General features: G+C 70.1%; 19 protein-coding genes. 13 read left to right on the top strand and 6 right to left on the bottom strand.

Translation table 11 applies throughout. The features are described 5' to 3' along the window. Positions 1-68: 68 nt before the first annotated feature. The gene (locus LK06_RS26260) at positions 69-1,265 is read right to left on the bottom strand and encodes a cytochrome P450 (RefSeq protein ID WP_043435488.1); all 1,197 of its coding nucleotides are present in this window, start codon (positions 1,263-1,265) and stop codon (positions 69-71) included. 340 nt (positions 1,266-1,605) lie between these two features. On the opposite strand from LK06_RS26260, the gene LK06_RS26255 reads away from it, so the two are divergent. Further along, positions 1,606-2,463, top strand: a complete 858-nt coding sequence (locus LK06_RS26255; RefSeq protein WP_039656681.1) for a class I SAM-dependent methyltransferase — start codon at positions 1,606-1,608, stop codon at positions 2,461-2,463. Positions 2,464-2,495: 32 nt separating this feature from the next. Here LK06_RS26255 and LK06_RS26250 read toward each other — a convergent pair whose 3' ends face one another. The 3 genes from LK06_RS26250 to LK06_RS26240 form a co-directional block, all read right to left on the bottom strand. Beyond that, on the bottom strand, positions 2,496-3,353 hold the full coding sequence (locus LK06_RS26250; protein ID WP_039656683.1) for a class I SAM-dependent methyltransferase: 858 nt from the start codon (positions 3,351-3,353) through the stop codon (positions 2,496-2,498). 375 nt (positions 3,354-3,728) lie between these two features. Further along, complete coding sequence (locus LK06_RS26245; RefSeq protein WP_039656685.1) at positions 3,729-3,914, bottom strand: tautomerase family protein; 186 nt, start codon at positions 3,912-3,914, stop codon at positions 3,729-3,731. 259 nt (positions 3,915-4,173) lie between these two features. Then, complete coding sequence (locus LK06_RS26240) at positions 4,174-5,196, bottom strand: ParB/RepB/Spo0J family partition protein (RefSeq protein WP_039656686.1); 1,023 nt, start codon at positions 5,194-5,196, stop codon at positions 4,174-4,176. A 384-nt stretch (positions 5,197-5,580) separates the two neighbouring features. Between LK06_RS26240 and asnB the strand changes: the two genes are divergently transcribed. From asnB to LK06_RS26210, 6 genes are read left to right on the top strand one after another with little or no spacing between them, the layout of a single operon-like run. Then, positions 5,581-7,389 carry an asparagine synthase (glutamine-hydrolyzing) gene (gene asnB / locus LK06_RS26235; protein ID WP_039656688.1) on the top strand — a complete coding sequence of 603 codons (1,809 nt, stop codon included), beginning with the start codon at positions 5,581-5,583 and terminating at the stop codon, positions 7,387-7,389. Beyond that, entirely contained in the window at positions 7,386-8,432 is a 1,047-nt protein-coding gene (locus tag LK06_RS26230) for a PrpF domain-containing protein (RefSeq protein WP_039656690.1), read from the top strand. The genes asnB and LK06_RS26230 overlap by 4 nt, the downstream gene beginning before the upstream one ends. Beyond that, complete coding sequence (locus LK06_RS26225; RefSeq protein WP_052270237.1) at positions 8,411-9,541, top strand: acyl-CoA dehydrogenase family protein; 1,131 nt, start codon at positions 8,411-8,413, stop codon at positions 9,539-9,541. Before LK06_RS26230 ends, LK06_RS26225 begins: the two co-directional genes overlap by 22 nt. Beyond that, entirely contained in the window at positions 9,529-10,920 is a 1,392-nt protein-coding gene (locus LK06_RS26220) for a dihydroorotase (RefSeq protein ID WP_039656691.1), read from the top strand. Before LK06_RS26225 ends, LK06_RS26220 begins: the two co-directional genes overlap by 13 nt. Beyond that, entirely contained in the window at positions 10,913-12,067 is a 1,155-nt protein-coding gene (locus tag LK06_RS26215; RefSeq protein WP_052270238.1) for an FAD-dependent monooxygenase, read from the top strand. Before LK06_RS26220 ends, LK06_RS26215 begins: the two co-directional genes overlap by 8 nt. Positions 12,068-12,122: 55 nt before the next feature. Further along, entirely contained in the window at positions 12,123-12,857 is a 735-nt protein-coding gene (locus LK06_RS26210; RefSeq protein ID WP_039656693.1) for a class I SAM-dependent methyltransferase, read from the top strand. A gap of 54 nt (positions 12,858-12,911) precedes the next feature. On the opposite strand, the gene LK06_RS26205 is transcribed toward LK06_RS26210, so the two are convergent. Then, on the bottom strand, positions 12,912-13,586 hold the full coding sequence (locus tag LK06_RS26205; RefSeq protein WP_199806369.1) for a LuxR C-terminal-related transcriptional regulator: 675 nt from the start codon (positions 13,584-13,586) through the stop codon (positions 12,912-12,914). Between the two features lie 444 nt (positions 13,587-14,030). On the opposite strand from LK06_RS26205, the gene LK06_RS26200 reads away from it, so the two are divergent. The 6 genes from LK06_RS26200 to LK06_RS26175 all read left to right on the top strand — a co-directional run bounded on the left by LK06_RS26200 (position 14,031) and on the right by LK06_RS26175 (position 21,620). Further along, positions 14,031-15,182, top strand: coding sequence for an ISAs1 family transposase (locus LK06_RS26200; RefSeq protein WP_234367286.1), 1,152 nt, complete (start codon positions 14,031-14,033; stop codon positions 15,180-15,182). A 261-nt stretch (positions 15,183-15,443) separates the two neighbouring features. Then, positions 15,444-16,697, top strand: coding sequence for an MFS transporter (locus tag LK06_RS26195; protein ID WP_043434994.1), 1,254 nt, complete (start codon positions 15,444-15,446; stop codon positions 16,695-16,697). 7 nt (positions 16,698-16,704) lie between these two features. Continuing rightward, the gene (locus LK06_RS26190; protein ID WP_052270240.1) at positions 16,705-17,382 is read left to right on the top strand and encodes an ArsR/SmtB family transcription factor; all 678 of its coding nucleotides are present in this window, start codon (positions 16,705-16,707) and stop codon (positions 17,380-17,382) included. 37 nt (positions 17,383-17,419) lie between these two features. Further along, complete coding sequence (locus tag LK06_RS26185; RefSeq protein ID WP_052270241.1) at positions 17,420-18,622, top strand: FAD-dependent monooxygenase; 1,203 nt, start codon at positions 17,420-17,422, stop codon at positions 18,620-18,622. 40 nt (positions 18,623-18,662) lie between these two features. Continuing rightward, the gene (locus LK06_RS26180) at positions 18,663-19,304 is read left to right on the top strand and encodes an O-methyltransferase (RefSeq protein WP_052270242.1); all 642 of its coding nucleotides are present in this window, start codon (positions 18,663-18,665) and stop codon (positions 19,302-19,304) included. A gap of 348 nt (positions 19,305-19,652) precedes the next feature. After that, positions 19,653-21,620 carry a glycoside hydrolase family 5 protein gene (locus LK06_RS26175; RefSeq protein ID WP_234367508.1) on the top strand — a complete coding sequence of 656 codons (1,968 nt, stop codon included), beginning with the start codon at positions 19,653-19,655 and terminating at the stop codon, positions 21,618-21,620. Between the two features lie 159 nt (positions 21,621-21,779). Here the strand turns inward: LK06_RS26175 and LK06_RS26170 are convergent, their stop codons facing one another. Next, on the bottom strand, positions 21,780-22,346 hold the full coding sequence (locus LK06_RS26170; RefSeq protein ID WP_039656696.1) for a TetR/AcrR family transcriptional regulator: 567 nt from the start codon (positions 22,344-22,346) through the stop codon (positions 21,780-21,782). Positions 22,347-22,402 lie beyond the last annotated feature (56 nt).

Here is a 22,402-nt window from a genome sequence, read left to right as displayed (position 1 = left end):
CCCGGTCCCCGAAACGGGGACCGGGCCAGGGCCATGGCGCGCGCGTCAGGACGCGAGGACGGTCCGCCTCACACCGTAACCGGCACGGAGACCGGGCCCCTCGTGATCATCAGCCGCTGCCAGACGATCTCGTCGGCCAGTGCCAGCCGGTCGAACCGACGCACCAGGCGGCCGATGGCGATCCGGGCCTCCAGCCGCGCCAGTGCGGCCCCCAGACAGTGGTGCGGCCCACCGCCGAAGGAGACGTGTCTGCGGGCGTTCGGCCGATCCAGCCGTAGCTCTGCCGCAGACGGGCCGAAGACCTCCTCGTCGCGGTTGGCCGAGGCCAGGCCGGCCAGCACCGTCGCCCCCGCGGGGATGACCGTGCCACTGGCCTCGTGGGGCGAGAGGGTGATCCGACGCGAGTACTGCACCGAGGTGTCGTACCTCAGTAGTTCGTCGGCCGCGTTGGCGTCCAGGTCCGGGCGCTCGCGCAGCAGTCGGAGCTGCGCGGGGTGGCGGAGCAGCGCCACCACGCCGTTGGCCAGCAGGTTCATGGTGGTCGCATAGCCGGCCAGGTACAGCAGCACCACCTGGGCGATCAGTTCCTCGTCGCTGAGTACGTCGCCACCGTCCTCGGCCCGGATCAACTGGGTCAACAGGTCCGGCTCCTCCCGGGCGGGGGCCCGGCGCTTGTCCTCGATCACGGCGGCGACCCGGTCGACGAGTTCGGTCTCGGCCGTCTCGATGGCCTTGATGAGTTCCGGGGTCGGCTCGGCGACCGGCTCCAGCGAATGCGCCAGGACCTCGGCCCGCTCCCTCAGCCAGTGGTAGTCGGCCTCCATGCCGAGCATGTCGCAGATCACCAACAGCGGTAACGGATAAGCCAGTTCGCTGACCAGGTCGGCTTGGCCGTGCTCGGCCGCCCGGCGTTCGACGCGGTCCAGTGCCTGGTCGACGAGGCCGGTGATCAGCGGGGCGAGCCTGTTGATGGCGCGTTCGGTGAACACCTTGGTGAGCAGCCTGCGGAGCCGGGTGTGGTCCGGTGGATCCTGGTCCATCATGGACAGGGCATGGATCCTGCTCTTGGTGACGTTGTCGTCCTCCACCGAGTGTCCGGCCCGCAGCAGGTCGACCACGTCGGCGTGCCTGCTGACGATCCAGAAACCCGCCGGGTGCAGGTACACCGGGTGTGTCGCGCGTAGTTTCGCGTAGTGCGGATAGGGGTCGTCAGAAACCCCCGCTGCGAACGGGTCGAAAGCGTAGGGCTGTCCGTTCTCGGCCACGCTCGTCGTCGGTGGTGACGTTTCCCGGTCGACCATTGGAATTCATCCCGTCCTGTCGGAAGGCGGCACATCGAGAGCACCGTCGGACGCTGGCATACAGTCAATGGCGTTTATAGGACGCTTGGTTGACGGCTGGCAAGGAACAGCGGATCAGGACGGCGTCCGGCCGTCCGACTGGGGAAACTCCCCAGTCGACCGTCGGAAAGCGCACCTGCCCCCACCCTGCCGAAGTGCTCGTCGTCGGCTTGACGGGTATATCCGGGGGTCTCGAAACTCGAAACCGCGACCGCCCCACTCCCCCACGTACGCATTCTTCACCGATCCCCGAGAGGAATACATCGTGCCTGCCGAGAAGACGAAGGTGCCGGACGAAACCGCCGTGCGGGTGGCCCTCTGGCGGGCCCTGCATGTGCAGGCCGACGCACCACCGCATGTGGTCGAAGACGAGATCGGACTGCGTCTGGTCTCCCCCGGCGAGGACTGGCGCCGACGTCCGGACATGGCCGGGGACGGGATGCGCGGATTCCGGGCCGGCGTGGTGGCCCGGGCCCGGTTCGTCGAGGACCTGGTGGCCGAGCGGTGCGCCGCCGGCGTGACCCAGTACGTGATCCTCGGCGCCGGACTGGACACCTTCGTCCAGCGCCGACCCGAATACGGCAGCCGGCTAAGGGTGTTCGAGATCGACCAGCCCGCGACGCAGGAGTGGAAGCGGCGGCGGCTGGCCGAACTCGGCCATGGCTCCCCGAAGTGGCTGCGCTGGGTGCCGGTCGACTTCGAGAGCGGTGACGTGTGGTGGGACCGGCTGGTCGAGAACGGCTTCGACCCGGACCGGCCCGCGGTGCTGGCGTGCGCCGGCGTCACCATGTACCTCAGCGAGGAGGCGGTGCGGGACACCCTGCGTCAGGCCGCGCGAGCCGCCGCCGGCTCGACGCTGGCGATGACCTTCGTCCTGCCCACCGCCTTCGACGAACCGGAAGACCCCGACGCGCACGCTGCCGCCGGCAAGCCGATGCCGGGGCCCCGGGTGCACTTCCGCAGCTACTTCACCCCCGACGCGATACTGGGCCTCGCCCGGGAGGCCGGGTTCCGCGAGGCCCAGTACGTCTCCACCGAGGAGATCACCGCGCGCTATTTCGCCGACCGGACCGATGGTTTCCGACCGGCAGCCGGCGAGCCCTTCATACTGGCGTGCACCTGACAGTCACCCACGTGACGGGTCCGGCGGACCCGTCACGTGGTGACAACCAGGAGTTCCTCCGCGTTGGAGGGCCGCAGGCCGTCGGCGCGGTCGGCGAAGTAGCGCGCGGTCAGGGCGGCGGCGGGGATGTGCTCGGCCGTGCGGAAGCCCGCGTCGCGGGCCAGCGCCAGGATCTCCTCGGGGGCGAAGAAGCTGGTGAACGGCGTACCGAAGGCGCGCGCGGCCTCCTCCACCCGGGCGCGTAGTTCCCGGGGCCCCGGTTCGACCATGTCGAGCGGGAGCTGAAAGGTGGTGGCCAGCGTGGAACCGGGAGCCAGCGCGGTGCCCTGCCGCAGCATGGCCACGATCGCCTCCCGACTGAGGTAAGTGCTGACGCCGAGCGAGGCGACGACGGCGGGTCGTCCTGCGTCGAAGCCCGCCGCCACCAGGGTCTCCCACCAGGACCCGCCTGAATCGAGGTCATACGGCACGAAGTGCAGACCGGCCGGGGCTTCGAAGCCGAGTTCCGCCAGCCGCCGCCGCTTCCACGACTGCGGCCCCGGCGGGTCGACTTCGAAGATCTCCAAGGACGAGGCGAGTTCCGTGCGGCGTTGGGCGAAGGTGTCCAGCCCGGCCCCGAGGATGACGTACTGGCCTACCCCGCGGCCGAGTTGTTCGGCGACCAGGTCCTCGGCGAACCGGGCGCGGGTGATGACGGCGGCGCGGGCGAACGGGTTGTCGTCCGGGTCCATGTCGGGCCGCTGCCGCCAGTCGCCGCCCGGATCGGCCAGGAGGAGCCCGAGCTCGTCGTCGAAGACCGCCGGCGGGTCGTCATGTTGCACATGGAGCGCGCGCCACAAGGCGGTGCGCACCGCGGTACTACTGGGCTCGGCGGTGATCTGCTCAGACACGGGGTCTCCTTTCGGCGGTCCGGCAGTGCGAAGTTCCCGGGAATGCGGTCCCGGTGCCCTCGGTGGTCATGTCGGGTGTCCTCCCGATCGGTTCCTGCTGGGTGCGGATCGGCCAGGGGCTGCACGACGCGGTCCCGGGCGTGCGGACAGCGCTCTCCCCGCTGGTCTTCGCTGGTGGATCGACGCGCAGCACCGTGCGCGTCGGGCTGCCGGCGGCCTCGCCGCCCGATGACGCGAAGATAGCGTGGCGCCGATCTCGAACGCCAGACACCACGGCACGGCGCCAGCGGTCTCGACGCGGGACGCACACGGACCGCGTCGTGCACCTCCCAGGCCGGGCGGAACGGCCGGGCCAGGGGCGGCCCGGCCGTTCGCTCAGAGTTCGGAGGCCAGCCTCCCGCCGCGCCCCCAGTGGTCCGTCTCGACATCGTTGATGATCACGGTGACGGCGGCCTCGGGGCACTTCGCGACCCGCGCGACCGTTTCCGTCACCTCTTCGACGAGCTGACGGCGCTCGGCCGCTCCCACGCCCTTCCACCAGTTCACCTGTACCAGGGGCATTGCTGATTCCTCTCTGTGCGGATCCCGTTTCACTCGCGACGTTCCGCGCCGTTGCGGACCGCCGCGCCTTCCGGCGCCCAAGCGCCGCTCCACACCCCGGCGTCCAGCCGGTGTCGCTGACGCGTTCACCCGAACCGGTGGCCGCCCGGCATGGTGCGCCGGGTGTACCGGGGGACGTGGGGTGGGCAAAGATCTCCCGCGGCGGTGGACCGCGGGTGGTCCGTGCCACCGAGACGTACCAGCGGTGTGGTTCCCTTCCCTACGCTTTCACCGCGTCCCCCTGACGCTGCTCCACCGCGGTCGCGAAGTTCTGCCATATCTGGCCGCACTCCCGGGCCAACTGCGCGATATCGGCCGCCCGGTGGGCCGGAACGTCCCCGCTGATCCGGACCCAGTCGTCCGGGTCCAGGGCGTACACGTCGAGCAGGCGCAGTAGGACACGCCCCGATTCCGAGAATCGCAGCGAGGGGTCGTTGCGCAGGCTGCGCATCAACGCGGACCGGTCGGCCGGCCCGGAGGGCTGGATCCGGACGCAGGCGCTGGCCCGCCTGGACGCCTCGCTCCGCTCGCGGTCCACTCGCGGCACGCCCCGGGGTTCGGGCACCGTCACGGCCTCGGCACGACGCGAGTCGTCCCGCACGTTCCGTACGGTGTCCGGGCTGACCCCGGCCTCCCGGGCGATCTCGCGCAGCGACGCGCCCTGCCGGTCCGCGAGCAGGCTGCTCACCCGGGCCCGGGCCGCGGCACCGTTGACCGGCCGCAACCTGCCGTCCCTGCCGCGGCGGTGGGTGATCGGCTCGGAGTCCTTGCTGAAACGCCGGCGGATCGACCCCACCGTCTTGTGCGAGAGTCCCACGACCGCGGCGATCGCTCGGTCGGACCACTCCGGGTAGGCGTCGAGGATTCGCTCGGTGGCCGCCGTCCGTTCGGCCCGCGACAGCGGCAGTCCGTGCGTCACGTTCTTCTCGACCGCGAGCACGAACGCCTCGTCATTGTCGCAGTCGCAGAAGTCGACGTCGATGGACTCCTGGCCGCGCAGTTTCGCCGCCACGAGACGATGCGCGCCGTCGACGACGCGCATCGTACGGCGGTTGACGAGGATGGGCGGCAGCGCGACATCGGAGTTCGCCAGCAGACGGGCGTGTTCGTCGTTGAGTCCGGACAGGCGAGGGGAATCCGGCTGCACGATGTCGGTGAGCGGTAGCCGGGTCAGGACCGCCGAGGCCGCGGACCTCCCACCGTCACTCTTCTCGGCCACGCCGACAACGGGCTGAGCGTTCACAATGCGGCCTTCCTGCTCGAATCGACTGTCGCTGCTGATGCGGCTGGTCCTGCGGACTTCCTGGCTCGATGAGCGTGCTGCGCCTGCTGAATCGCCTTACCTCCCGATCGATTCGCCCGCTGCACCCTCGTTGTGGGCACAGGGTGCACCAGCGAGCGGCGGTACCCGTGGGGCGACGAGTGGCTTGGTCGTCGCCGGCCTGCCCGCACGCTGCCAGGTCAGCTGTCCCTACCGCCATGAGTCAGATATCCCGACCTTTCCCGTCTGCCATGGGATTCGTGACCTGCCCGGAGTTCCCATGCCGTCCGGGCCAGATAGCCCACGACACCGCGGCACGACGCCCGGTTCAATGTCCACCGTGCCTACCGGAACGGAGGGAGCGGAGTGTGCCGTATCTACGGCCATTTCAATGCCGTGGTGCCGTCGGAAGACCTGTCCCGAGTCGGCGAGCTGCAACGTCACGGCGGCCCCGACCAGCAGCACTGTTCGGTCGGCCCCACCTGGTCGCTGGGCAGCAACCGGCTCGCCGTCATGGATCCCGCCGGCGGGCGCCAGCCCTACCGCTCCGCGTCGGGGGCCGTCCACGTCGTCCTCAACGGCGAGATCTACAACCACGTCGCACTGCGCGGCCGGCTGAGCGCGCTCGGCTACCGGTTCACCGACCACTGCGACGGATCGGTTCTCCCGGCGCTCTACGAGCGGTACGGGGACGCGTTCGTCCGCTACCTCGACGGCATGTACGCCATCGCCGTCCTGGACCTGCGCGCCGAGCCGCGGCTGGTGTTGGCCACCGACCACCTGGGCATGAAGCCCCTGTTCTACCACTGGGACCAGCGCCGGGGCGCACTGTACTTCTCCTCCGAGATCCCGGCGCTCCTCGCGTTCCCGGACGTGTCCACGAGCGCTTGGACACCGGGGCTGGAGTCCTACCTCGCGGCCAAGACGCCGTTCGGCGGGCAGACGATGTTCCGGGACATCGCGGCACTGCCCCCGGCCGTCACAGCGGTCTGCGATCGCGCGGGTGGGCTGCGCGTCCACCGCCGGTCGTCGCCCGAGCCGGAGCCCGGCCAACGGTCCGGCAGCCTGCGCGCGCGCCTGCACCGGGAGGTCGACGCACTGCTGGAGGCGGACGTGCCGGTCGCGTCGGTCACTTCCGGGGGGCTGGACTCCAGCCTGGTGACCACCTTGGCCACCGGCAAGGCACCGCAGCTGCACACGTTCAACATCGCCTACACCGGCTCATGGCCCGACGACGAGCGGCACTTCGCGCGTCAGGTCTCCGACCACGCCGGAACCCGCTACCACCAAGTCGAGTTGGATCCCGTGGAGTTACCCGACCTGTTGCCACAGGTCGTATGGCACCTGGGCCAACCCAACGCCGATCCCATCACGGTGAGCAGCTTCGCCCTGTTCGCCGCGGTGCGGGAGGCCGGTTTCACCGTGGCGCTGACCGGCGACGGCGCGGACGAGGTGTTCGGCGGGTACCGGCGGATGCGGACCGCAGCGGAGGCCGCCGAGGTGGGCGAGCCCTGGTACGAACCGTATCTCGACGAGTTGGCCGTCCTGCCGGCCACCCGGCGCAAGCAGCTCTACACCGCGGACTACGCCGCCGCGGTCGGCTCCGAGCCGGCGCTGCCCGAGGAGGCGACCGACGCGTTGCGGTCCGGGCCGGGCACCGTGCTCGACCGGATCACCGCGTTCGAGGTCGGCTACCGGCTCCCGGCGTACCATCTCCGACGGGTCGACCACCTCAGCATGGCCAGCGCCGTCGAGGTCCGGCTGCCGTTCTGCCAGCAGAGTGTCGTCCGGTACGCGGTGCAACTGCCCGACCGGGACCGCATCCACGGCGGAGTGGTCAAGCGCGCGCTGTACGACGCCGCACGCGGCCTCCTCCCCGGTGCCGTACTGGCCCGCGAAAAGCAACCGTTCACCCTGCCGATCGCGGCCATGCTGACCCCCGGCTGGCCGCTGTGGGCCTACGCCAGGGACCTGCTGGCCACCGACCGGTTACGGCGGGGCGGTGAGCTCGATCCCGGCGCGGTGGACCGGCTCTTCGCGGACCAGGCCGCCCGGCCGGACAACGCCACCGCCCTCGCCCTGTGGGCCCTGCTGGTCTACGAGATCTGGCGCGAGCAGTTCAGCGTCGCACCACCCGTCGTGCCGCCCCGGGAGCCGAAGGTCGTGGCGTCGTGATCGGGCACGTGGTCTACGCGCACGGGAGTCCGTGTCCCACCCTCGTCCTCGACGCACGGCGTCTGCCGAGCACCGACACCTCGCTACTCGACCGGCTCGCCGTGGCCCGGAAGTGGCTCGCCGACGTCGGCGCCGGACACATCCTGAAGATCGCGCTGGTCGAGCCCTCCGAGCACCCACTGTTCGACCTGGACTACCGGTTCGTGCAGGCGCTTCCACAAGGGCCGACCGCGTTCGACCTGCGCGGCTCGTGCGGGCACTCCATCCTGGCGTCCATCGCCGCCAGTGCCGAATCGGGGTCACTGCCCCGGCTGAGCCCGGGGATGCGGGTGCGCGTCATGGTCCGCAACAACGGCGACCACATCGTGTGCGAGATCGCCGAGGCCCGCCGGGAGTCGGCGCTGTTCGACATCCACTTCGTCCAGCCTGCGCCCAAACCGCTCAGCGAGCTGCTGCTGACCGGCGCGGCCAGCACGGTGGTCGAGGTGGACGGCGAGACGATTCCGGTATCGCTGGTGTCCATGGGCAATCCCTACGCTTTCGTGGCGGCCTCCGCCCTGGGGCTGTCCCGCACGGAGGACCTGTTCGCCGACGATCCGCGGCTGTTCGACCGGCTGGTGCGGATCCGGCGGGCGACCGCCCTCCTGCTCGGCTGGCCCGCCGACGGTGCCTTTCCGAAGGTGGCCGTGGTGATGGCCGCGGAGGGCGGCCGGATCGCCGTCCGCGCGGTCTCGGTGCCCACCTGGCACCCGACGATCGCGCTGACCGGAGCAGCCTGCCTGGCCGCGGCCGTCCGGATCGAGGGCACCGCGCCCTGGGTCGCGGCCAGGCGGGCGGGCGTGCTCGACGGCGCGGTCGACATCGTCACGTCCGGCGGACACTCAAGCGTGACCGCCACGGTGCGCAACGGTGTCGACGAGCCGGAGCTCACCTGGATCACCGTCCGCGGCAAGCGCACCACCACTCTCGGTTCGTTTCCGATCGAACCTCTTGCCAGCCTCCAGCCGAAGGAAATCACCGCATGTCTGTCGTTTGCCAGGTGATCGAACCCGAAGGCGCGCTGCCGGCCGCTCTCGTCGAGCGCCTCGACGCGGCGGCGGCGCGCAGTGCGTCCAGTGGCCGGGCCGACGAGACACTCCTGGACGAACTGGGGCAGGTCGGCCTGTTCGGCATCGCCGTCCCGGCCGCGTACGGCGGGTTCGGCGGTGACGCCACGCTTGTCAACCACGTCGTCTCCCAGGTGGCCCGGGTCAACCCCTCCGCCGCGATCATGTTGTTCCAGCACTACGCGGTCAGCGCACGCATCGTCGAATGGGGCGACGCGGCACAGCGGGCCCGGTTGCTGCCCGCACTGGCCAAGGGCGATCTGCTCGCCGCGTCCGGTTGGAGCGAACCCGGCGTGGGCGCGGCGAAGAAGCGTCTGAACACCACCGCGGTCCAGCTGCCGGACGGCAGCTGGCGGCTCAACGGCGCCAAGTCCTTCACCACGAGTGCCGGCGTGGCCGGTCTCTACCTCATCCTCGCGCGGACCTCCGACAGCGAGGACGAGCCGAGCAGCGGCTACGGCTCAATGGGCCAGACCTTCTTCCTCGTGCCGGCGGACGACGAAGGCCTGCGCCCCGACCAGAGCCTCGACCTGGTCGGCATGCGCGGCTCGGCGACCGGGTTCGTATCACTGCATGACTGCGTCGTCGGCGACGAGGACCGTCTCGGCCCGCTCGGTGAGGCCACCCGCATCATCGCCGGGGTCCGCCGGACCGGGGCGACGCTGGGCGCGGTCTCCCTCGGCATTGCGTCGGCGCTGCTGGACCTCGCGGTCGCACAGGTCCACCGGCGTCCGCAGCCGCCGGACGCGGCCACTCGCTTCCGACTCGTCGACCTGGCCACCCTGGTCGAGGCGACGCGCGCGGTCATCGACCGGTCCGGACGGCGGGATGCGGCCGATCCGGGTCTGGCCACCCTGCACAGCAAGTTGTTCGCCTCGGAGACGGCCGAGCAGGTGGGCGTCGAGGTGGCGCGCCTGCTGGGCTCCGGGGGGTACGTGGTGACCAACCGCATCAACCGGCTGATGGCCGATGCCCGCGCGGTCGCCCACATGGGCCCGACCAACGACCTGTGCCGAGAGCTGGTGAGCGCCGCATGGCTCGGGTGAACGTGCAACTCGCGGTGGTCAACGGGCGGCTGGTGACCCCGGCCGGCGTTCGCCCGGGCGTGGTGCTCGTCGCGGACGGAAGGATCACCGGGATCGCCGACTCCGCGCCCGGCCACGTACGCGTCCTGGACGCGGGCGGCCGGTACGTGCTCCCCGGGCTGATCGACTCGCACGTCCACTTCCGCACCCCTGGCCTGGAGTACAAGGAGGACTGGGAGCACGGCAGTCGCGCCGCGGTCGCCGGGGGCGTGACCACCGTCATGGATATGCCGAACACGGTCCCCCCGGCCCTCCACCCGGACGCCGTGGTCGCCAAGGCACGGCGGATCACCGGCCGTTCGCTGGTCGACTTCGCCTTCCACATCGGCGCGGACCCGCTGCACCCCGAGGTCCTGGTCGACCTCGACCCGGCGATCGCCCGCAGCGCCAAGGTGTTCATGGCCGGGCACCACACCGCGCCCACGGTCATCAGTGAGCCCGAGGTCCTGGACAAGGTGTTCGCCGCCGCGGCTGCCTCCGGCGTGCGGCTCGTTCTGCATGCCGAGGACCAGCGGCTGCACGATCTGCTGGACGCCTGGCGGGGCGGGCCTCCCCACGCCTACCGTGACTACGAACGGTGGCGTCCACGCAGCAGTCCCATCTCGGCGGTCGTCCAGGTGCTGGAACTGGTCCGCCGCCACGGCACCAAGGCGCACATCCTGCATCTGTCGAGCGCGGAGGAAGCCGACCTGGTCGCGGCGGCTGCCGCCGATGGGTTGCCGGTCACCTTCGAACTCACCGCCCATCACCTGTCGTTCACGGACGCCGACACCGTGCGGGGCGGCGCGCGGACCCGGCTGGCCCCGGCGATCCGCGGCCCGCAGGACCAGGACCGGCTGTGGGCGGCCCTGCGAGCGGGCGAGGCGGCCACGTTGGGCAGCGACCACGCGCCGCACACCAGGGACGAGAAGGAGCGCCCGGTCGCCGACGCGCCTCCGGGGCTGCCCGGTGTACAGGAACTGGCCACCGCGGTGTGGACCGGGATGCGCCGGCGCTGGCCGGACGAGGACCAGGACACCGCTGTCCGCCGGCTCGTGCACCACCTGGGGGAAGCACCGGCCGATCTGTTCGGGCTGGCCGGCAAGGGGCGGCTGGTCGCCGGGGCCGACGGCGACCTGGTGGTCTTCGACCCGGACCGCCGCTGGATGCTGTCCGCTTCGGACATCGCGTCCAAGTGCGGCTGGTCCGCCTACGAGGGATGGACCTTCACCGGCCGGGTGCAGGTGACGGTCAAGTCGGGACTGGTCGTCTACGACCGGGAGCAGGGCACGTTCGGCGCCCCCGGGGGACGCTGGCTGTCGCCGCTCAGCCAGGAGGGGGGACGCACCGGAAATGGCTGAACAGACCATGACCGTCGCGGGCGGCGGCATCGGCGGCCTCGCCCTCGGTATCGCCCTCCGCCGCACGGGGATGCCCGTGACGGTCATCGAACGGACCGCGTCCGTGCGGGACGTGGGCGCCGGCCTCGTGCTGTATCCGAACGCGCTGCACGCACTGGCGGAGATCGACACCTCGCTGGCCTCGGCGGTGCTGGCCGCCGGGCACGTCCCGGAGACGGACGAGGTCCGCCCGATCGTCGACACTGGCGGCGCGGTCATCAGCACCGACCGGGTGGGCGAGCTGGCCCGGAGGTTCGGCGCGCCGCAGGTGTCGTTGCTGCGTACGACGTTGCAATCCCTGCTGCTGCGGTACGCCGCCGACGCCGGGGTGCGGATGCGGCACGGCATCGGTGTGACCGGCTACCGGGACCTGGGTGACGAGGTCGAGGTTGGTCTGTCCGACGGGAACTCAACGACGACGGCAGCCCTCATCGGCGCCGACGGACTGCATTCCGTGGTGCGGCGGTACCTGCTCGGCGCGGACGTTCCCCGCTACTGCGGATACACGACCCTGCGGGGTCGCTCCCCCGCACCGCCCGAATTCCCGCACGGGTTCATCGTGACCGCGGACGGCATCGGTGTCTTCGCCGCCCCGATCGGTTCCGGACGGCTGTACTGGACGGCGAAGGTGGCCGCACCGGCCGGTACGTGGACCGCCAAGCCCCCGAAGCAGGCATGGGCCGATCTGCTGGCCCTGATGACCGGTTGGCACCCGGCGATCGTGGACGTGGTGCGGCGCACCGATCCCGATGCCCCGGTCGTGGTCACCGACATCAACGACCGGGAACCCGTCACCGGCTGGAGCCGGGGCCGGGTCAGTCTCCTCGGTGACGCGGCGCACCCGATGTCACCAGGCGCCGGGCAGGGGGCGGGCATGGCGTTGGAGGACGCGGCGGTACTGGGCGGTCTACTGTCCCGCATCGCGGACATCCCCGAGGCCCTGCGGGGCTACGCCAAGCAGCGCGCCCCGCGGACCGCCCTGGTCGTCAACCAGTCACGGCACCGCGATCACGTCGTACGCGGCGAGCGGGGCGAGTTCAGCACGCACGACGGAGAGCTGACCGATCTGTTCGGCTGGCGGGCGGTGTTCGGCCTCGCCGCCGAGTGACGCAGCGCGCCGGATCGGTACGGACGAACACCGGACGAACGAAGGGTGAACTGTCATGGCATCGGACACGACTCACTGGAACAACGTCAGGATCGACTATGACAAGGTGCTCAGCACCGACGCGTCCAATGTGGCGTTGCTGTCCGCGGCCGTGGCCCACCTGCCGGCGGGCACCGCTGACGTCCTCGACGTCGGTTCGGGCACCGGTCGGCTCACTTCGCTGTGTCGCGCGGCGCTGCCCGAGGCCAGGATCGTGGGGGTAGACCCTGCCCCTGCCATGGTGGAGGAGGCAGTGGCCAAATTCGCCGCCGACCCGCTGACCTTGTTCCAGGACGGGGCGGTCGAGGACCTGTCAGCCTTCCCCGACGAGAGCTTCGACGCGGCCATCAGCAGCTTCGCGCTGCACCACCTCGAACTCGACACCTACCCGAAGGCCGCTGCGGAGCTGTTGCGCGTGCTGCGGCCGGGGGGCGTGTTCATCAACGCCGACCAGTTCTGCCGGGTGATGGGGCCGGCCGGCAGCAAACCGCGGGCCACCGACGTCCTGGAACTGCTGACCGACAAGGCCAAGTACTACCTGCGGGAGGCGAGCTTCGAACGCATGCTGCTCCAGCTCGATCTGCTGCCCCGGTTCCTGCGGGAGGACGGAGAGATCCTCACCACGCCGGAATTCTGGCGTGACTGCCTCCTCGACGCGGGCTTTGACCAGACCGAGATCGTCGCCACTGAACCCAAGGAGCTCTACAACCGGGTGATCGTGGCGCGGAAGGCACCCCACGCGGTGTCCTGACCGGCCGGACGTGGTGGTGGGAGCCACCGGCGGCCACCACCACGCGCCGTTCGGTCAATGGCCGAGACCGGCTTGTCTGGCCCGGACCGCGGCTTCGGCACGGTCGCCCAGGTGCAACTTGGCGAATATCCGCGACAAATAGTTGCGCACCGTCTTGATGGACAGGCCGAGCTGATGGGCGATCGCCGCCGTGCCCAGACCGTCCGCAACGAGTTCCAGCACTTCCAACTCCCGGTCGGTCAACTCCGGGAAAGGCTTGACCACCCCTGCGGGCTGGGCCAGATGATCGGTAACCCACCCCGACGTACTGGAGTCGAAAACCAGCCCTCCGGACTGGACGATTCTGATGGCCAGCGCAAGGTCTTGAGAGGGGGCGCCCCGGGACAGATAACCGCGTACACCTGCGCGCATGGCGGCGAGAAAGGCCTCCCGGTCATGGGCGATGCTCACGATGAGCACGGCCGCATCCGGACAGCATTCGGCCAAGGAGGTGATCACTTCGACGGTTGCGGCGCTCGACGGAGCCACGTGCAGTAAGACCACGTCGGGGCATAATCGGTGAATCGCATTCACGGCGTCGGGCCCCGTGTCGACATCCCCGACCACTTCCAGTGCGTCGACACCGTCGAGCAGACTCCGCAGACTCGACCTGTACACCGGACGGTCGCCTGCGATCAGCACGGCGACTGAATCTGTACGGGCGTGCTTCACAACCGCTTGATCGAACACACTGCTCCTCCCCCTGAGGCCGGGCACAGCGCACCCATCGGTGATCACCGTACCAAATCGCAGCGCGCAGCACCGCAAACAAAAGGACAATGCAAAACGACTTACGCCGCAGCACCAAAGGGATATACGCACGGTAGCTGGAGCTTACACACAGAGGTATTCGAAACCGCGTCATGGCACTTGTCGCTGAACTCGGCGACGCCCCTGAGGGCCCGTTCGCGAAGTCCCACACACCCCTGGGCATCTGACCCACGACAGGAGTGGCGCGCCCCGAGAGGATTCTTCCGTTCGCCCTCGATCCCAGGGCGGTTTCAAAGTCCCGGTGATCACGTGAGTGCGCAGGTCGCGACGGTATGACGATGCGCGGTCGGCCCGGTCCGTACGCAACGAAGCTCCGGTTGATGCCGGTGACCGATCAAGTCGCCCGCACCGCCCGGAGCTTCGATGTGCCGTCAGTCTGCCACCGTCTGTCTGATCAAGTCGCCCACCCGTCAGCACCGGTTGATCGGACCGCTGGCCCTGCGGCTGCGGACCTTGGCCGACCCCCGGCATCGGCGCGGGAAGCGTCACTCGTTCGTGAGCGTGCTGCTGGTGGCCTGCTCGGCGGTGCTGACCGGAGCCCGTTCCTTCGCCGCGATCGGCCAGTGGGCAGCGAGCGCCCCGCAGGACACGCTCGCCCGGCTCGGCGCCCGCGCCACGACGGTCTTGAACGTGCGCATCGCGCCGAGTGCGGCGACCATCCGCCGCGTCCTGAACGCCGCCTGCCCCGGCGGGCTCGCCGACCTGCTCGGATCCGATCCGGCCGGGGCGGACACCCTCGCGGTGGATGGCAAGAGCGCCCGCGGCTCGCGCCACGGCGAGATCCCGGCCGCCCATCTGCTGGCCGCGATCACCGGCGCCGGCCTGACCGTCACCCAACTGCGGGTCCCCGGCAAGACGAACGAAATCACCTGCTTTGATGCCTTGCTGGCGCCCTACGACCTGACCGGCGTCACGGTCTCCGCGGATGCCCTGCACTGCCAGCGCGATCACGCCCGGTTCCTCGTCGAGGAGAAGAAGGCGCACTACGCCTTCACCGTGAAGCGCAACCAGAAGAACCTGCACCGCCAACTCGCCACCCTGCCCTGGGAGAAGGCGAGTGCGAAGTTCTACGACCGCACCGATGCCCACGGACGCCTGGAGACCCGCGTCGTGCAGGCCCTGACCATCACCGACCTCGGCGTCGACTTCCCCCACGCGGTCCAGGTCGCGAAGATCGTCCGGCACCGCACTCAGCGCAAGACCGGCAAACGCAGCCGCGAGACGGTCTACGTCATCACGGACCTGGCCAGCCGCGAAGCCTCCCCCGAGCGCATCGCGAAGATCGTCCGTTCGCAGTGGATCATCGAGAACCGTCTCCACTTCGTCCGAGACACCGCCTTCGCCGAGGACGCCTCCACGGTCCGAACCGGACACGGCCCGGACAACATGGCCACCCTCCGCAGCTTCGCGATCAACACACTGCGAGCCTCCGGCCACGCGAACATCGCGGCCGGACTCCGCGAGATGTCCTACGACGGCTTCCGCCGACCACTGGACCTCCTCGGCCTTGCCTGACCAGCGCTCTCACGCAAGATCAAAAGACTTTGCAACAGCCCTGCCCTCGATCCACCCTCCCTTCACCAGACGCCCGGAGCTTCCGCACCACTCGCGCCGGCCAGCCCGGAGGACGACAGAAACCATGCTCAGAGGCACCCCGGCGCCAGCGCGCGTCACGGACTCGCGTTGGCGCCTCCCCCGGAACCCGGTCGACCTGTCGCCGCCTCAGGGCTATTATTCCCTTATTCTAAAGCGCTTTGGAACTTGGGGGTAGTAAATATGGCGTCCCGAACTCGAACTCCGGCTACTGCCGCACCGGCACTGGACGAATCCGCATCGCGCCGACGCGTGTGGTGGCTGCTGGCCGCGCTGGTCGTGGTCTCCCTGAACCTGCGGGCCCCGATCTCAGCGGTGTCGGCGCTCTTGACCCCCATCGTGTCCGGGCTGGGCCTGTCCGGCTTAGGCCAGACCGTGTTGACCGTGCTGCCCACGGTCTGTCTCGCGGTGTTCGCCTTCACCGGCCCCGCGTTGGTCCGCCGGATGGGCGAGGAACTCCTGGTGGCGACCTGCCTGATCGTGCTGCTCGCCGGCGACCTGGTCCGGATGGTGCCGAGCCAGGCCGGGCTCTTCCTCGGCACATTGCTGGCGGTCGCCGCGATCGGGGCGATCAACGGTGCCGTCCCCGGCCTGATCAAGCGGAGGTTCAGCAACCGGCTCGCGCCGGTGATGACGCTCTACACGACCGTCCTCACGCTGGGCGCGGCCGGAGCCTCGGCTCTAGCCCCCCGGCTGAGCGGCAACCAGGGGACACACTGGCTGGCCTCACTCGCCTGGATCACCGTACCGGTGGCGCTCGTCGCCTGCGTGGCCTGGCTGCCCGTACTGCGACAGCGCGCTGCGGGCGGTCGGCGAGCGCGGATCCCCGCCACGCTGTGGCGGGACGGACTGGCCTGGCAGGTCACTGCCTTCTTTGGATTCATGGGTCTGTCCTTCTACTTCGTTCTGGGCTGGCTGCCGACGATCTGTCACCAGCGGGGCATGACGCTCGCCGAGGGCGGTCTTGTGCAGGCGGTCACCTCGCTGGTCCAGGTGGCCGGATCGCTCGCGGTGCCGGTGCTGATCCGGCGGCTGCCCGACCAGCGGAGCGTCGCTGTCGTCGTCGGCGTACTCAACGCGGGTGGGCTGACCGCACTCGTACTGGCGCCCATCTCCGTTGGCGCCTGGATCGCCGCGATGCTGCTCGGCCTGTCCCAGGGCGCCGGGTTCGCACTGGCGCTGACCCTCATCGGGCTGCGCGCCAAGGACGCCGACACCGCCGTCGGCCTCTCGGGCATGGTCCAGGGCGTCGGCTACCTGATCGCCATCCTGGGTCCGTTGGTCGGCGGAATGCTGCTGACCACCCGCGCTGGTCTCCCGGCCGCGCTCGTCCTGCTGCTGGCCGTCACGGCCGGCGAGCTGATCGCGGGCCTGGGCGCCGGGCGCAACCGTCACGTCCTCGAACCGGCCGTGCCCCGGCCCGGCACCCCACGATAGGTCTGTCATGTCAGAACTGAACGCGCCGAAGCTGAGCGCCCCGATCTACACGGAACTGGCGCGGGTCGGCAAGGTGCTGGCCAACCCTCTCCGGCTCCGCCTGCTCGACCTGCTCGACGGGCGCGAACGCACCGTCGAGCAGCTCTCCCACGAGTCCGGCATCCCGTTCAAGAACACCTCGGCCCAGTTGCAGCAGCTCCGTTCGGCCCACCTGGTCAGCAGCCGGAAGGACGGCACCCGCGTGCTGTACCGCCTGGCCGATGACGAAGTGGCCCAGTTCCTCGGCGTGTTCCAGCAGTTCGCCGAGCGGCGCCTGGCTGACCTGCGCAGCGTCATCAACGACCAGCTGGGCGACCTAAGCGCGTTGGAGCCGGTGACCGTCGACGAGCTGACTGCCCGGGTCGGCGGCGGAGCGCTGGTCATCGACGTCCGTCCGAGCGACGACTACGCCATGGGGCACGTCCCCGGTGCCCTCTCCCTCCCGTCCGAGCACCTGCTGAGCAGACTCGACGAACTCCCAGGCGACGCTGAGATCATCGCCTACTGCCACGGTCCCTTCTGTGTGACCTCGGCCGAATGCGTCCGACTGCTCCGGGCGCACGACCGGCACGCACGTCACCTGGTGGGTGGCTTCACCCGCTGGCACCGCACCGGACACCCCGTGCACACCGAGACCGGCCCGTGAGGCCGAGCCGGTGTGTCCCACTGAGGAGGAGGCAACCATGCGCATACGAGGAAGCCGGGTCGCCGTCGTGGGCGGCAGCATCGCCGGCTGCGCCACGGCCGTAGCCCTGGCGCGGGCAGGCTGCGAGGTCGCCGTGTTCGAACGCAGCAGGGGCGGCTTACGCGACCGCGGCGCCGGGATCACGCTCCCGGCCTCGCTCTACGGTGAACTGCTCGACGCGGGGTACCTCGGTCCCGACATGCGGGTGCTGCGGCGTCCCGAGCTGATCTGGCTCACCCGCGCGGGGCGGTCGGCCGAGGGCCGGGTGGTCGGTCGTCAGCCGTACCCGTCGATCATGGCGAGCTGGGCACTGGTGTGGCGTGGACTGCGCAGCCAGGTACCCGACCGCTTGTATCACGAGGGCGCGACGGTCACCGACGTCCAACAGCGGGACGACGGCGTCGGGCTCTGGATCGACGGCCGTCCCGCCGGGACGTACGCCGCCGTCGTCGGCGCCGACGGCTACCGCTCCACGGTGCGGCCGATCGTCGCACCGGAGGCCACCGTGCGGTACGCCGGGTACGGTCTGTGGCGCGGCGACTACCCCGCCGACCGGGGGATGGACGGCCCGCAGTCCCCGCTGCTCGACGACTTCGTCGCGGTCGGCTTCCGTGGTGGTCACGCCGTGTTCTACCGCATTCCCGATGCCGGACCCGGCGGCCTCCGGCAGAACTGGGCGCTGTACAGCAGCGTGCCGTACGACCTCTACCCGGCCGGGGCCGCCGCCCCGATCCCCCGGGGGCAGGTCACCGAGACCGCCGCCGCCCACCTCGACGGGCTCATCTCCCGTGAACTGCCGCCCCTGTGGGCCGACGCGGTGCGGCGCACCGAGCGGCACGAACTGTCCGTCAACCCGATGTACGACACCACGGTCTCCCGCTACGCCAAGGGCTCCCTGCTGCTGGCCGGTGACGCCGGGGCGATCGCCCGCCCGCACACCGGCGCCGGAGCGGTGAAGGCCCTGCAGGACGCCTGGGCCCTCGAACGCGCCTGCCAGGAGCACGAGACGTGGGCGCAGGCACTGGCCGTCTTCGACACCACGCGGCGTGGCGCCGGCAACGCCCTCACCGAGCTCGGCAAGCACCTCGGAAGGATGCGCGTCGAGGATTCCCCGGACTGGTCCGCCCTGACTCCGGCGGACTTCGAGTCCTGGCTGCACGCGAACACGCACGGCTGGCAGAGCGCGTACGACCCGGCCTGATCCACGGGACCGGCGCCCACCACCCATCCAGGAGGAAGACATGTTCACCCTGCCGCCCATCACCCTGCCCGGCATCGACGCGTACGCAGAGGCCCATTCGGCCCCGGACCCCGCCCAGCTGGCCGGCCTCGCCGGAAACGATCTGGGCATGGGCCACTTGATCAGCGGCCCGCTCGTGAGCGGGCTACTGCGGCTGATCATCCACACGCTCCAGCCGAAGCTGGTCCTCGACATCGGCACGTTCACCGGCTATTCGGCGCTGTCGATGGCCGTCGCCCTGCCCGAAGGCGCTCGAGTGATCAGCTGTGAGATCGACCCGGAGCGGGCCGAGGTTGCCCGGAAGCACATCGCGGAAGCCGGCTACGCCGACGCCGTCAGCGTGCGTGTCGGTCCCGCGCTCAAGACGATCGCCGAGATCGAGGAGCCGCTGGACCTGGTCTTCATCGACGCGGACAAGCCGAATTACCACCACTACTACTCCGCGACGCTGCCCAGGCTGTCCGCCCGGGGACTGATCGCCTGCGACAACACGCTGTGGCGCGGGGAGATCATCGATGCGAACAGCACCGATCCCGACGTCCGGGCTCTGCGGAATTTCAACGACGCCGTCGCCGCCGACCCGCGGTGCGAGTCCGTGATGCTCACCGTACGGGACGGGGTCACGCTCATCCGTCGCGTCTGAGGCCGGCCGGGCAGCCGCGGGCAGCGGAGGTCACTCCTCCCCCGGCCAGGCCACCGGAGCCTCGGGCGCGATCAGCCACTGCGTGGACGACGAGCTCGCGACAGCCGGGGGTGGTGCTTCCGCGCTCACAACGCACCCGCGGGCCAACCGAAACCGCGAAGCCTCGCCCGTCAACGGCTCCTCCCCTCGGCACCGGCCTCCCTGCTCGCGCATCGGCCCGGCTTCCGCACCAGCGGCAGGAACGTGTGGACCGGCTCGTGCTCTGGACAAGTCGGGCTGCTTGCGTCACTGTCGGCTGGACAGCACCACCTTTCATGTACATGTCATCCAGGGCCTGGAGAGTGACCGGTGTCAGTCCGCAGCGTCTTCCGAGTCGACATACGCCCGCGCCTGCGTGGGGTGCTGGCCGCGGTCGCCTCAGCGATCCTGCTGACCGCTCCCGCCGGTCCCGCAGTGGGTCCCGCGCTGGCCGACTCCGCGGCGCCCGCCGCCCCCACCGTCCTGACCGGCCAACAGCTGGCAGCTTCCTGGACCGGGCCACTGAGCACCCGTGGCCGGTACATCGTCGACGCGAACGGGAACCGCTTCAAGCTCAAGGCGGGCAACTGGGACGGGGCGCAAGGGCATTACCTCGGTAGCGGCGATCCCGTCGCCCCCGCGAACAACGAACACGGCGAGGTGTCGTACAACATCCCGCTGGGCCTCGACCGGGTCCCGATCGCACAGATCCTCGCCGACCTGCACCACCTCGGACTGAACGCGGTCCGACTGCCCTACGCCGACGCGTTGATCCACGACACCTCCACCGTTCCCGACACAGCGGTCGCAGCCAACCCTCGGCTGCGCGGCGACACCCCGCTCCAGGTCTACGACTCCGTGGTGGCCGCGCTCACCGCCGACGGCTTCGCCGTCATCCTCAACAACCACACCACCAGCTACCGCTGGTGCTGCGGCCTGGACGGCAACGAGCGCTGGAACAGCGGCCAGACGACTCAGCAGTGGGAGGCCGACTGGCTGTTCATGGTGAAGCGCTATCAAGCGAACAAGCGCGTCGTTGGCGCCGACCTGCGCAACGAGGTCCGCCGCGACACCTGGGACGACCCCAACTGGGGCTGGTACGACGCCCACGACGAGTACGCCGCCTTCGAGGAGGCCGGCAACCGGATCCTGGGGAGCGACCCCGATGTGCTAGTCATCATGGAGGGCATCAACTGGTACGGCATCCCCACGGACATCACCCCTCACGGCCGTCCGATGCTGACGCCCGTCGCCAACCTCTCCAACACCCTGATCCACTCGGGCAAACTGGTGTACGCAGCCCACTTCTACGGCTACACCGGCCCCGCCAGCACCGGCGCCTCCAGCGGGCTGGGCGCGACCAGTGATCCGCGCTACGAGGACCTCACGCCCAGCCAACTCGCCGAGGCGGTCGACTCCGAGGCGCTGTTCGTCACCCAGTCCGGACAACACTTCACCGCCCCGGTCTGGGTCAGCGAGTTCGGTGCGGCCGGCCGCGGTTCCACCGACGCCAAGGAGCGCACCTGGTTCGACCGCTTCACCGACATCCTCGCCGCCCACGACACCGACTTCGCGGTCTGGCCGCTCATCGGCTGGACCGGCGCAGACGGCAACCAGCTCGACAACTGGGCCCTGCTCTCCTACACGGCAGACGGCGTACGACAGGGCCTTGAGGACGGCGGCGACTGGCGCGCCGCCGACTGGAACAAGCTCGTCACCGCACCCAGCCTGACCGGCCGGGTCCCGCGCGTGGACCACTGGGACATGGTGGACCTGGACCACGCCGACTATGACGTCTCGGCAACCATGCTGGCCCAGCCGGACTGGTCCTCCGGTAACCGCAAGGGCAGCTGTCCGGACAGCGAGCGCCTGGTCGCACTCGGTCGCGGCGACAGCCGCGGCCTGTGCACCGACGTGAACGAGCCGACCAAGGCGGGCGGCGCCTGGACCGTCGTCACCGACGAGCGGTACGTCACCGAGGGCGACTGGGCCAACGGCTACAGCAAGCTCCAGTGCCCCGACAACGCCTTCGCCGTCGGCTACAGCGTCCACAGCAATGCCATGGCCGCCCTGCTCTGCGCGCCCTCGACCACACCGCTGCCGACCACCGGCCGCGACGTCTGGTTCGACCACGGCGACAACCGACCTGCCACCGGCGGCTCGACGGCCAGCGACTGGGCCCCCGGCTACCGCAAGGGGCAGTGTGACGACGACGAGTACGTCGCCGGAGTCGCCTACACCTGGAAGTGGAGCGAGGGCGGCGTCCCCGACGCCCTCCTCTGCCGCCCTCTGAAGTGATGTCATCTCGGACGCCTTGATCGGCTGACCGGTCCGCGCACCGAACGCCCAGGGGCACGACCTGCCGAGCACCCCACGCACGACCCCGGCGTCAGGCTGTTGGCAGCGGACGGTTCTGTTCGTCGCGGGACGACCGGCTGTTGAGGCTGCGGCCAGGCATCACGGCGTGCCGAGCAGCAGCGCGGCGGCTGCACGGGCATGACGGGCTGGCGACGGATCGCCGCTGATGCCGGCGGTCACGATGGCTCCTTCGGCGAGCAGGAAGACCGGTTCTGCCACCGGCCTCCCAGCAGCGTGGACCCACACGGCGATCTGGTCGTGGAACGCCTGTTTGTGTGACCGGACTTCGGCCAGCACCGCCTCGGATGACGAGCCGAGTTCGCCGTAAGCGTTGATCCAGGCGCATCCGCGGAAACCGGGTTGTGCGAACCACTCGGCAAGCCAGTCGAAGATCGCGAGCACGCGCTCATGAGGATCCGGTACCTGGTCCACGTGGGCGGCCAGGTTCCCTCTCCACCGCTGGTCGCGGCGCTTGAGTATCGCCACGACGAGATCTTCCTTCGCCGCGAAGAAGCGGTAGATCCGCTTCAGCGGCAGGCCGGAGGCCGCGCGGACCTCGTCCATGCCGACTGCTTGGATGCCCCGCTCGTAGAAGAGCTTCTCCGCTGCGTCGAGTAGCGCTTCGCGATCCAGGCGGTTCTGCTCCTCGGTGATCGGGGCCGGCATCCGGGCCTCCTTGACGTTGAGAACGATCGTTCCCTACCTTAGCTCCCACCGAAAGA

The sequence above is a fragment of the Streptomyces pluripotens genome, assembly GCF_000802245.2.
Taxonomy (GTDB): Bacteria; Actinomycetota; Actinomycetes; order Streptomycetales; family Streptomycetaceae; genus Streptomyces; species Streptomyces pluripotens.
This window is presented reverse-complemented; position numbering and strand designations above follow the sequence as displayed.